The sequence below is a fragment of the Streptomyces hilarionis genome (genome assembly GCF_024539675.1).
Taxonomy (GTDB): Bacteria; Actinomycetota; Actinomycetes; order Streptomycetales; family Streptomycetaceae; genus Streptomyces; species Streptomyces hilarionis.
On sequence record NZ_JAHHIT010000216.1, the window covers coordinates 1 to 11,806 of the forward strand.

Consider the following 11,806-nt stretch of genomic DNA (forward strand, 5'->3'; position numbering starts at 1 on the left):
CACTCCGCCCCTCCCCGCCCCTCGCCTGAACGCCCATGGCGTCGTGCCCGTATGCAGTCCCGACTGCTTTCGGAAAAGGCGCGGTGATCACGTGACGGCTCGCTCTCCCCACTCCGGCCACCGCAGGTCCCAGAACAGAACCCCGATCATCGCCGCGGTCGCCGCCGCGGTCCTCTCTCTCGCGATCGCGGCGCAGGCCGCGCTCGCGACCGAGACCGGCGGCGCCGCGGCGCGGATGCGCGGGCTCGCCGTGCCGCGCGCGGCCGGCGAGGAGCAGCTCACCGCGACCCGCAGGGTCACCGACGTCTTCGACGGGGCGCTCACCCGGTTCACCGCAGCGGGCGCGCCGGCCGGGGACGGGCGCGAGAAGGGGCGGAAGGAGGGCCGGGAGCCGCTGTTCGAACTCGCCGACGGCGCCGTGCTGAAGAACGTCGTCCTCGGTTCTCCCGCCTCCGACGGCGTCCGCTGTCTGGGCAGCTGCACCTTGGAGAACGTGTACTGGGAGGACGTCGGCGGGGACGCCGCGACCTTCCTCGGCGGGTCCCCCGACGCGAGGTACGTCGTGAGCGGCGGCGGCGCGGCCCGGGCCGCGGACGAGGTGTTCCGGTTCGACGGCGCCGGCACGCTCACCGTGCGCGACTTCGCGGTGGCCGGCTTCGGCACCCTCGTCCGCTCCTGCGGCGACTGCGCGAAGCGGCTCCCGCGCCACGTGGTGCTGGACGACGTCACGGCCACCGCTCCCGGCGGCGACCTGGTCGCGCTCAACGCCGGCCTCGGCGACACCGCCCGGCTGAGCCGCGTCACCGTGCTCGGCGACTCCGACCGCGCGATCGTGCCCTGCCGTACGTTCGGCGGCACGGGCGACGGCCCCGCCCAGAAGCCCGACGCGACGGCGGACGGCGTGAACTGCCTCTTCGACCGGGCCGACATCGCCTTCCGCTGACACGACCCGGCATCGTCGCGGACATCGGGTTCGTCATCCGCTTCGTCGCGGACCCGGCCTCGTCGCGCCGGGGTCGACGACGTTCCGGCGTACGGAAGTTGAACACTTCGCGCACCGCCCGCCGGGCCGTCGGGAGCGTCCTTACGCTGACGCGCGTGCAAGATCGACGACAGGCGGGCGACGACCGTCACGGCAGTGCCCGGGAACGGTCCCCCCTGACACCCCGCGGCCCCCGCGCGGCGGGCTCCGGCCGCGGGCCGAACCCGCTGCTGGGGCTCCAGCAGACCGCGGGCAACGCGGCCACCGTCGCGGCCCTGAAGGGCGCCGGACCGGCCCGCCGGACCGGCGCGGACCTCGCCGGCCGCGCGAGCCGCCCGGCACTGGACGCGGTCTCCGAGGTGGACGACGACGCCCTCGAACTCCCGCCGTATCTGCGGTACATGGAGGCGGGCGGGCTGTCCACGGCGTACGGTCTCACCGGCCACGAGTTCGTCACGGACACCCTCGCCGCCCGCATCGGCCGGCGCGACGGCGTCGTCGCCGAGATCGGGGCCGAACTCGCGGGCCGGCCGGAGTCGTTCTACGGCAGCGGCCGCGCCTTCGCGGTCACCGGCCCCCGGGGCACGGACCGCTACGACGTCACGGTGACCCTCTCCCCCGCCGACGACGACCGCCCGGGCGTCTTCTCCCTCGCGGGCCCCGACGCGGAGGGCGCGGCCACCAAGGTGGACGTGCAGCACCAGAGCACGTCGGCCGTCGCGCACAGCACGGGGTCCTCCGCGTCCAAGGGGCTGTCGTTCACCGCGTTCGGGCTGGCACCGGTGGCGCCGGCGGTCTGGGCGGGCGCGGCGGCCACCGTCAACGCCCAGCCGTTCCAGTCCTCCCGGGACTCGCGCACCCAGCGCGCCGTCGCCGAACCCCGGGTGCTGCGCAGCGACAAGGGGTCCGTCGAGGTGCCGCGCCGCGTGCGCTACGGCGTGCGGGTCAGCCAGGACGGCGGGCGCGCGGCGCAGCGCTTCAGCGGGACCGGCGCCCTGACCATGCGCGTGCCGGTGGAGCATCTGGTGCCGGTCTCCGCCGGGGCGTCCCCGCCGCCGCGTCCGGTGGAGCCCGCGACCGCGCGGGCGGTGTCCCTGGCCGACTCGATGGCGCCGCTCGCCGTCGCGGACGCCGCCGGCCCGCACCAGGGCGGCGGCGGGCTCTTCGACGCCGTCGCCTCCGCGCTGCATCCGTCCCTTACCTGGCCCGGCGCTCCGGGTCGGGCCAGGCTCTACGAGGCGACCGCCACCGCGACGGTGCTGGAGGACCTGCCCCGGCTGCTGCGCGACGGGGTGGTGGGCGAGGACCTGACCAGCCGGGACGGAAGCACCACGGGCACCTACCGGATGCGCGCGGCGGTCACCGAACTGGCTCCGGGCTGGAGCACCGGCAGGACGCAGCTGCGCACCCACCAGCAGGCCCAGCACGCGGTGACGGACGCGGCGGGCAAGGGCCGCGGCGCGGCCTTCGGCGTCGGCCCGGCGGCGGGATTCGGCGTCCTCGGCAACGCGGCGGCCGTACGCGGCACGGTCATGCCGGTCGTCGGCGCGCGCCGGACGCGCTTCACCGTCGCCGAGCAGACGGTGTCCAGCAGGCAGGGCGCGGAGGTGCGCGGCGAGAAGGTGCTCTACCTGGGCACGGTCCGGTTCACCGTCGAGGGCAGCGGTCCGAGCTCGCCGCTGACCCGGGCGCGGGGCGGCGGCCGCACGGCGCACCACTCCATGCGGGTGTGGATCAGCCTGCGCGCCGACGAGGCGCAGGAGTTGGGACTGCCCCTGCCGGACGGCGTGACCGCGGGCCCGTTCGTGGAACGGCCGCCGCGGGCGCAGGACGCGAAGGGCAAGGGCAGGGCCGTCGCGGAACAGGAGGAGCAGGGGGACCCGGGCGCCCCCGGGCATCTCGTGCGGCATCTGCCGTTCGGTGCGATGGGGTCCAGCGTGGCGATCAGCCGTCTGGACACCGCGCCCATGATGCGCGCCGTGCGGGAGCTGTTCACGACCGACCCCCGGCTGGCGGGCTATCTGCCCGCGTTCGGCGAGGAGGAGCAGGAGAGCGAGCCCGGCCCGCAGGAGGCCGAGGTCCAGCGACGGAACTACCGCGAGCTGGTCACCGTCCTGTCGGAGACCAACCTGCGGGTCAACAAGGACCAGTTGCTGTCGTCGGGCGTCCGGGTGCGGATGCGCCGCAAGTCGCGCTTCCACACGCACGACGTGCAGGTGCGGGTCACCGGTGCGCTGCGCGAGACCGGCTATCTCGGCGACACCGAGGACTGGCTGGTGCGCTCGCACGCGAGTGTCGCCGCCGGCGTGCAGAGCGGGCGGGCGAGTTCGCGGACCGTGGCCGGGATGGCGCTCGGACAGTTCCGGCTGATCCCCGGCGCGCTGACGCTGTCGGCGCGCGCCGAGAAGGGCCGTACGACGACCCGGCGCGGGCAGGCCGGTCCGACCGTGCGCACGGACGTCCTCACCAACGGCTCCGAGAAGGCGAGCGTGTTCGGCGGGGCGCTGAGCCTGAGCGTGGACGTCACCATGACGAGCCGTCAGCGCAAGGCGGCGCGTGCCCTCACCCCCGGCGCGCCGGGCCGGGACGCGCCGACGCCCGAACACCTCGGGACGCTGCCGCTCGACGCGCAGGACGTCCGGCTGCTCACCCCCACCGCGTTCACCCTGGACGACGCCGGCAAACAGCGACTGGAGACGGGCGCCGCCTCCCGCAGGGCCCAACACGTGCCCGGGCGCGCCGACTTCGGCGCGGCGGGCATCGGCGACCTGGCGGGCCTGGCCCCCGCCCAGCTGGGCGGGGGCGGCCTGCGCGACTGGACGCTGGTGGAGACGGTGGGCGACGGACAGCCCGTGCGCGACCTGGTGTTCGACCTGCTGGCGAAGGCCGCCGCGCGCAACCGGCACGATGCCGCCGGGCGGCCGCGCAGGGACAGGGCGCTGGAGACGGAGGGGCTCGCGCCCCGGCTCGCGATCGAGGAACGGTTCAGTCCGCAGGCCGTGACGGCGGCGCTGCGGCAGGCGGTGTCCGCGGGCTGGGTGGTGCCCGGACTGCGGTACGCGCGCCGCTCGGCCGAGCTGAACGGCGCGGTCGGGGTCCGGTTCGCGCTGACCGCGCCCCGGATCGTGCACCAGGGCACGGGGGCGGGCACCGAGACCTTCGTGCTGGGCGGACACCAGGTCACCGGCCAGGAGGGCGAGAGCCGGAGCACCACCGTGCAGGGCGGGCTGACGGGACTGGAGAACGGCGCCGAGTGGCGGCTCGCCCAGGGCGTCGCGGCCGGGCGCACCCTGGGCGCCGGCGACACCGCGGCGCACACGCTCGTCGGCACCGTGGAACGCAACGCCCACACCTCGCGCAAGAGCGCGCTCCATCTCGTCCAGTGCGACCTGGTGGTGCGGATGGTCGCCGAGGTGAAGGTGACCGGCGGCGGCCCGTACGTGGCGCGTGGCGGCCGCACGGTGCCGGCCGGAGCCTCCGTCTGGCTCACCGCGGACCAGGTGCGGGCGGCGGGGCTGACCGTGCCCGGCGAGGAACGGCGCGACGACGCGGCCGCCGCCCCGGCCGGCAGGACGGCCGACGCGACGAGCAAAGGGACGGCCGACGGGACCTCACGGTCGGCGCGGACGCGCGGGGCCGAGAACGAGGCCGAGGGGGGCGCCGGGAGCTCCGGGAGCGCCGCGGCGAGGACGTCGGCGGTCCCCGTCCCCGGCCTGCCCCGCAGACTGCCGCTCGGCTTCGGCATGATCGAGGACCTTCCCGACTTCGTGCCCCTGCTGGAGGCGATCCGCGGCAGGCTCGGCGCGCCCCTCGCCGAGGACCTCCTGCCGCGGACCCGGCTGACGGACCGCAACGACAACGTGCAGCGGCTGCTCAGGGTGCTGGACCGGGACGGCTCGGCGGGCCTGCTGTCGAGCGCGATGGACGGGGGCGTCGGCGTCGAGCTGTTCGACGGCCGCAGGCGGCCCTACCGTGCGGTGTTCAGCGTCCGCCGGACCGGCCGGGGCCGCTATGCGCGGATGGCCTCCGACGGTCGGGACATGGAGTACATCACCTCCGCCGCGGCCCAGCGGGCCGCCGCCCACGACGAGAGCGACACCCGGGGCGTCGAGGGCGTGCTGGCCGGCTCGGGCAAACCCGACGGCGGCGCCGGGCAGTTGAAGGGCGTCGGCGCCGCCGCGGGCCTCGGCGTGTCGACGAGTGACTCCCGGCGCTCGGCGAGCGCCGGGCGCGCCCAGACGGGGGTCAAGACGGTCGCCGAGGCGGCGTCCGCCCCGTCGGCCCGGATGAGCCTGCCCGTGGCGGCGCGGCTGGAGGTCTTCGACGGCGCCCGCCGGGTGGCCCTGGCGGAGCTGGAGGGGCTGAGCCTCACCCATCGCGTGCTCACGGCCGACCTGCGCGCTCTGTCGGAGCTCGTCGCGGTCCCGTCCCGGCAGGTCGGCCGACGCGGGCTCGACACGTCCGAGGGCGACGCCGACCGGCTCGGCCCCTGGCGCGCCGGCGGGGTGCGGCTGCCCATGGAGGCGCAGGTCAACGGGTTCCAGGGAACGCCCAGGGTGCAGCAGGCGGTGGACGACGCGGTGCGGCGGGCCGGCGGCGACGCGCGCTTTCGCACCGGCGGCGAGGCGGGCTTCCACCTGCTGCGCGAGGCCGTCTCCACGGAGTGGCTGATCGCGGCGCTGCCGCTGCTGACCGCCGCGGGCGTGGACCTCCCGCCGGTGCACGCGACCGGCGCCTCCGGCCAGGACCTGCACACCTCGCTGCACGCCCGGCTCCGGGGCGGCCGGGTGCTGGGCGTCGGCGACAAGATGACCTTCGAGACCGTCGCGCAGAGCGCGCCGGACGCGCCGCGCCCGACGGGCGGCGACGGGCAGCAGGCGAACGAGCACGGCGCCTCGGCCCGCGGTCTGTTCGGCGCGGGCGTGCTCAACGCCGACGAGTTCCGGATGAACCAGTTCCTCGGCGTCATGGACGGAACCGGCAGCGCCGTGGACACGGCGGGGGGCGGCGCCGGCTCGATGCCGCTGCACAAGCCCAAGTTCGCCTCGGTCCTGGTGCAGTTCACGCTGGACGTGCGGGTCGTGGCCCGGGTCGCCGGCCGGGTGTCGGGGCGGGGCGCGACCGCCGTGCAGGAGGTCACGCTCCCGCAGCCGGTGGTCGTGCGCATGCCCGAGCCCGCCGCACGACGCCTGCTGGCCGACCGGACCGGCGCGGGACGTATGGCCGACCCGGGACGCCACCTGACGCCGGGCGGGTGACCGCGGTCAGGTCCGTCCCCGGGCGGTCACCGCGGACCGGCGGGGCGGCCCGGCGCGCACGACGGGCTCCGGGCCGCGCGGGCGGTCAGAGCTTGGCGCCGAAGTTCTGCGTCCACCACGGGCCGCCCGCCCCGTCGTGGATCCCGACACCGATGTTCTTGAAGGCGCAGTTGAGGATGTTGGCGCGGTGGCCGGGGCTGTTCATCCATGACGTCATCACCGCCTGGGCGCTCTGCTGCCCCATGGCGATGTTCTCCCCGTAGGTGGACCAGCGGTAGCCCGCGGCCGTGATGCGCTGCCCGGGGTCGGCCCCGTCGGGGTTGGTGTGGTCGAAGAACCCGCGGGCGGCCATGTCGTCGGAGTGCCCCTGTGCCGACTTGCGCAGCAGCGGGTCCTCGGTGAGGGCTCCGCAACCGGCCTTGGCGCGCTCCTCGTTGACGAGCGCGATCACCTGGGCCGAGCGGTCGGACGACCCGGAGCGCACGGTCGGCGTGCGGGAGGCCGGCTGCCGGGACGCGGCCGGCTTCGCCGCGGGCTTCGCCGACGCGGTGGCGCTCTTGCGGGCGCTGGGCGAGGCACTGGCGCTCGGCGACGACGACGCGGACGCGGAGGGCGTCGGGGAGGCGGAGGGCGAGGGGGACGTCTCGGCCGCGTCGGGCGTGGGGCGGCCGGTGACCAGCGCGTCGTCCACCGGCCGTACGGCGGTGCTGTCCTGGGCGCCGCCCTCCGGCCGCAGGCCGAACCAGAGGATTCCGCCGCCGGCCACGCAGGCCGCCACGACCGCGCCGCCGACCGCGCGCCGCCGGGTGCGCCGCCGACGCCGGGTCGCGGTGCGCGAGGCGGTGCGGCCGGCCGCCGAGTGCCGCGCGCCCGGCTCCACGGTGACGTCGGGTCCGCCCTCGGGGAGGGCGGACGCCGAACCGGCCAGTGCGACGGTGTCCGAGGCGGCGCGCGTCCGGGCGAGCAGCGCGGACGACACCCCGACCAGCGCGAGACCGGCCAGCAGCCCCTCCGCGGGCACCAGCCCGCCCCACAGGCCGGAGCACTGGACGCACCCGCGCGCATGGCGGGCTATGCGCTTGCGCCACAGCGTCGAGGGCATGCCGTCCCAGGCCGCCAGCTCACCGCGCAGGTCCGGGCAGGGCGGCTGGGCGCCCACGGCCCGCACGACCACGCGGGCCGCCTCCAGCTGGGCCTTCATCCGCTGGACGCGGACCGCCGTGTGCTGCGGCGTCAGGGCGAGGGCCTCGGCGATCTCCGCCCGGGTCAGTTCACCCGCGCACTCCAGCCACCACAGGGACAGCAGCCCCCGGTCGTCCGGCTCCAGCCAGCGCGTGGCCAGCGCGGTCTCCTGCCGCTGGCCGGACAACTGGAGCCGGACGATGGTGAGGTCGACGAAGTCGGCGCCCGGGTCGGCGACCTCGTCGGCCTCCTCCACGGCGGCCCGGGCCGGCTGCTGCCGGTTCCAGTGGGCCCGCACCTGGTTCATCGCGATCGCGACCAGCCAGGAGCGGAAGCTCTCCGGGTCGCGGAGCGCCCCGAGGGAGTCCAGGGCGCGCAGCATGGTGTCCTGCACGACGTCGTCCACGTCCACGGAGCCGTTCAGCGCCCGGCCCACGATGTTGTAGACGAGCGGGAGGTACTCGGCGACGAGCGTGTCCTGGGCCGTCTGGTCTCCCGCTCGCGCTGCGGTCACCAGCGCCGTCGTCTCCACCGTGTGCCGTTCACTCATTGCAGCTTCCCTGTCGTCGAATCCGAACGATGCTGTCCGTCGCATCGGGGATCTCCACGGGGACGACGGATAACAGTTCTTCGGAAAAACGTGCGAGGACAGAGACTGTCCGCCGGACGCCCCCGGTGCAATGGAAGGGGTCACATTCCGGCGCCCCCGTGCGAACCCGTCCAACCGGCGAGGCGTATCACGGCTCTTGTCGGCTGAATCGCCGGATTGCGGCCATCCATCCCGACTCGTCCCGCTCGGGCCGCCGGGACCGCCCGGGCCGCCGGGGCGGTCCCCCTCGTGGCGACTCGCCGCCGGAGCGGGCCCGTGCCCCGGCGGTGGCGGTACTACTGTCGCCGGCATGGACCGTGATGGCCGAGGGTGGCTCCCCTGTCTGCTCGGCGGAGCGGTGTTCGCCGTGTGCATGGCCGGCACCACCCTGCCGACTCCGCTCTACGGCCTCTACCAGGACAAGTTCGGCTTCTCCGAGCTGACGGTCACCGTCGTGTACGCGGTGTACGCCTTCGGCGTCATCGGGGTGCTGCTGCTGGCGGGCAACGCCTCGGACACGGTGGGCCGCCGGACGGTGCTGCTCTGGGGCCTCGGCTGTGCGGCCGCCAGCGCGGTGTGCTTCCTGTGCGCCACCGGGCTGGGCTGGCTGTACGCGGGGCGGCTGCTGTCGGGACTGTCGGCCGGTCTGTTCACGGGCGCGGCCACGGCCTACGTCATGGACCTGGCCCCCGAGGGCGGGGCCTCGCGGGCCACCCTCGTGGCGACGGCCGCCAACATGGGCGGACTGGGCTGCGGCCCGCTGCTCGCCGGACTGCTCGCGCAGTACGCCCCGTGGCCGCTGTACCTGCCGTTCGGCGTGCACCTGGCCCTGGTGGCCTGCTCGGTCGCCGTGGTGGCACGGCTTCCGGAGACGGTGCGCGAGCGCAGGCCGGTCGGCGCGGTGCGGCCGCAGCGACCGGCCCTGCCGGCGCAGGTGCGCGCGGTGTTCGGGCCGGCGGCGACCGCGTCGTTCGTGGGGTTCGCCCTGTTCGGCGTGTTCACCTCGGTCAGTCCGGCGTTCCTCGCCGAGTCCCTGGACGTGCGCAACCACGCCGTCAGCGGACTGGTCGTGGCGCTGGCGTTCTTCGCCTCGACGGGCGGGCAGTCGGCCGTCGGCCGGGTCGGCGCGGGGCGGGCGCTGCCCTTGGGCTGCGCCGCTCTGCTGGCCGGGCTGGCGCTGCTCGCGGGCGCGCTGCGCTGGGAGTCGCTGGCGCTGGTGGTGCTGAGCGCGCTCGTCGGCGGCGCCGGGCAGGGGCTGGCGTTCCGCGCGGCGCTGTCGGCCGTGGCCGAGGCTTCGCCGCCTCAGCGGCGGGCGGCGGTCATCTCGACGCTGTTCGTGGTGGCGTACGCGGGCATCTCGGTGCCGGTGATCGGCGTGGGCCTGCTGACCGACCCGCTGGGCCTGGAGGGCGCCGGGCTGGTGTTCATCGCGTGCATGGCCGTCCTCGTGGCGAGCGCGGCCGCGTACCTGTTCCGGCGGCCGCTGCCGGCGAGGGCGTGAGACCGAGGAACGGAGCCGGCCGGCGTCGAGGCCGGTCCTCGGTGCGCCGTGGCGAGGGGCGCCCCTCGCCACGCGAGCCGGCGGTGGCGTGCCGTCGCGCGTATGCCTGGGCGGGCGATTCCGCGCGGGCGTGCCGTCACCCGGGTGCCCGCGGGGCTCGGATTCGCGTCGTGCGGGTGCCCGGGCGGGTGCGCCGTGCTTCCGCCCGGCGCGAGGTCCGGACCCGCTTGGACGCGTCCGTACGAGTGGCTTCGGTCCACCGGCGAACCGCCGGGGGGCGGACCGGCGTTGGGCAGGACCCAGTCGTTCATCACCGGAAAGGCCCCTCCATGCGACGTACCGCCCTCCTGGCCGTCTGTGCTCTGGTCAGTGCCGCAGCCACGGGATTCTTCACCACCAGCGCCCTGCGCAGCCGCTGACGCACGGGCCGGGGCGGCGACCTTGCCGCTTCCCCGGCCCGGCGCAGACCACGCGGCTCACGGCTCACGGCTCACGGCTCACGGCTCACGATGGGCGGGCGGCCGACCGGCCGGGCCCTTCCCCTGCGCCCCGCCGGCGCCCTCCGCCCCCTGCGTCGACGCCCCGTCGGCGGCGGCCCCCCTGCCGCCGGGGTGCCGCAGCGCGCACAGGTAGCCGATGCCCAGGGCGACGGCCATGCCGTAGAACACCCACTGATTGGCCTCGGCGAAATCCATGCGGATCGCGGACATCGACTCCCGCAAGGTCTGCGCGACCGCGCCGCCCCCGCTCAGTTGACGCTCGTCGCCGCTCCCGGTCACCGACTCCGCGACGTTCCTCGCCGCATCCCCCGCCGCCGACGGCGGCACCCCGTGCGACTCGAGCGTGTTCCTGACGTTGTCCGTCATGGAGTGGGTCAGCATCGTGCCGAACAGGGCCAGTCCGACGCTCGCCGCGTAGTTGCGGATGGTCTGGGTGATGCCGGTGACCTCGCCGTACGAGGCGTCGATCGCCCGGTTGACGGCGTCCGTGGACGCGGGCGCGAGGACGAAGCCGATCCCGGCCCCCGCGAGGGCTGCGTAGGGCCACTGGTCGTGCATGGACAGGTCGGTCAGCTTCCCGGCCCAGAGCGCGAAGCCGACGGCCCCGACCACGCAGCCCAGCTTCAACGTCGGGCGGGCGCCGCGTTTGTCTAGGATCCGCCCGCCCCACTGCGAGGCGATCGCGAAGCCGGCGAAGACGTACAGCAGGTACAGGGCGGCCTGGTTGGGCGAGGCGCTCAGCGACACCTGGGCGTAGACCGAGGCGAAGAAGAACAGCGGGACGAACGCGAGCATGGAGAAGAACAGCACCAGCCCGTCCACCACGAAGGCCCGGTCGCGGAAGACCGCGAGCTTGACCAGCGGATGGGCCGTGCGCAGCTCGTAGCGGCAGAACAGCCAGAGCACGGCGAGGCCGCCCACGATGCAGATCCAGGTGTACACGCTGTCCCAGCCCCACGCGGACGCCTGTTGGAAGCCCAGCACGCTCGCGCCCATGCCGAGCACGATGAGCGCGGCGCCGGGCACGTCCAAGGGCTCGTCGCGGCGGCGGTCGGACACGTGGGAGAGCGAGGTCAGGATCAGCGCGACGACGGCGACGGGCACGTTGACCCAGAAGATGGCGCGCCAGGTCCAGTCGGTGAGCCAGCCGCCGAGCAGCGGTCCGAGGGCCGTCAGGGCCCCGGTGACGCCGAAGAACAGGGCCAGCGCACGCCCGCGCCGCTCGACGGGGAAGACGGCGACGACCACGGCCAGCGCGGCGGGGAAGAGCAGGGCCGCGCCCAGTCCCTGGGTCGCGCGGAAGACGATGAGCCAGCTCAGCGCGAAGTCGCCCCGGGGCACACAGCCGCACAGGACGGACGAGACCACGAACACGACGGTGCCCACCACGACGACGCGCCGCGGACCGAAGAGGTCGGCCAGGCGTCCGCCGAGCGCGAAGAACGCGGCCAGGGACAACAGATAGGCGTTGACGACCCATTGCATGCCGGAGGCGGACAGTCCGAGTTCGTCGACGATGTCCGGCGTCGCGATCGCCACGATGGTCTGGTCGATGAACGTCATCGCCACCGCGAACATCATGGCCGCGAGCGCCAGTGACTGCGAGGGAGCACCCCGGCCCGCGGGCGCCTCGCCCGCCTGCTGCTTGGTGTACATGCCAGTCATCACCTCAGTCTGCGCCCGCTCGGGTGACGACGCATGCGGGGAACGGCGGACCGGGGCGTGGACGGACGTCGCCCCAGGTCATCCCGTGGTGCGACGCACCCCGCCCCGCCCGCTCCCCCGCCCCTCCGG

At 75.5% G+C, this 11,806-nt stretch carries 5 protein-coding genes; 3 read left to right on the forward strand and 2 right to left on the reverse strand.

Features of this window, described 5'->3' with window-relative positions:
- Nucleotides 1-91 precede the first annotated feature (91 nt).
- Nucleotides 92-943 (forward strand): pectate lyase, encoded by an 852-nt coding sequence (locus KMS84_RS35185; RefSeq protein ID WP_256920599.1) that lies wholly within the window; start codon nucleotides 92-94, stop codon nucleotides 941-943.
- Nucleotides 944-1,098: 155 nt separating this feature from the next.
- Nucleotides 1,099-6,240, forward strand: a complete 5,142-nt coding sequence (locus KMS84_RS35190; RefSeq protein WP_256920600.1) for a hypothetical protein — start codon at nucleotides 1,099-1,101, stop codon at nucleotides 6,238-6,240.
- A gap of 85 nt (nucleotides 6,241-6,325) precedes the next feature.
- Here the strand turns inward: KMS84_RS35190 and KMS84_RS35195 are convergent, their stop codons facing one another.
- The gene (locus tag KMS84_RS35195) at nucleotides 6,326-7,972 is read right to left on the reverse strand and encodes a sigma-70 family RNA polymerase sigma factor (RefSeq protein WP_256920601.1); all 1,647 of its coding nucleotides are present in this window, start codon (nucleotides 7,970-7,972) and stop codon (nucleotides 6,326-6,328) included.
- Between the two features lie 349 nt (nucleotides 7,973-8,321).
- On the opposite strand from KMS84_RS35195, the gene KMS84_RS35200 reads away from it, so the two are divergent.
- Nucleotides 8,322-9,512 (forward strand): MFS transporter, encoded by a 1,191-nt coding sequence (locus tag KMS84_RS35200; RefSeq protein WP_256920602.1) that lies wholly within the window; start codon nucleotides 8,322-8,324, stop codon nucleotides 9,510-9,512.
- Nucleotides 9,513-10,009: 497 nt separating this feature from the next.
- On the opposite strand, the gene KMS84_RS35205 is transcribed toward KMS84_RS35200, so the two are convergent.
- On the reverse strand, nucleotides 10,010-11,668 hold the full coding sequence (locus tag KMS84_RS35205; RefSeq protein WP_256920603.1) for an MFS transporter: 1,659 nt from the start codon (nucleotides 11,666-11,668) through the stop codon (nucleotides 10,010-10,012).
- Nucleotides 11,669-11,806 lie beyond the last annotated feature (138 nt).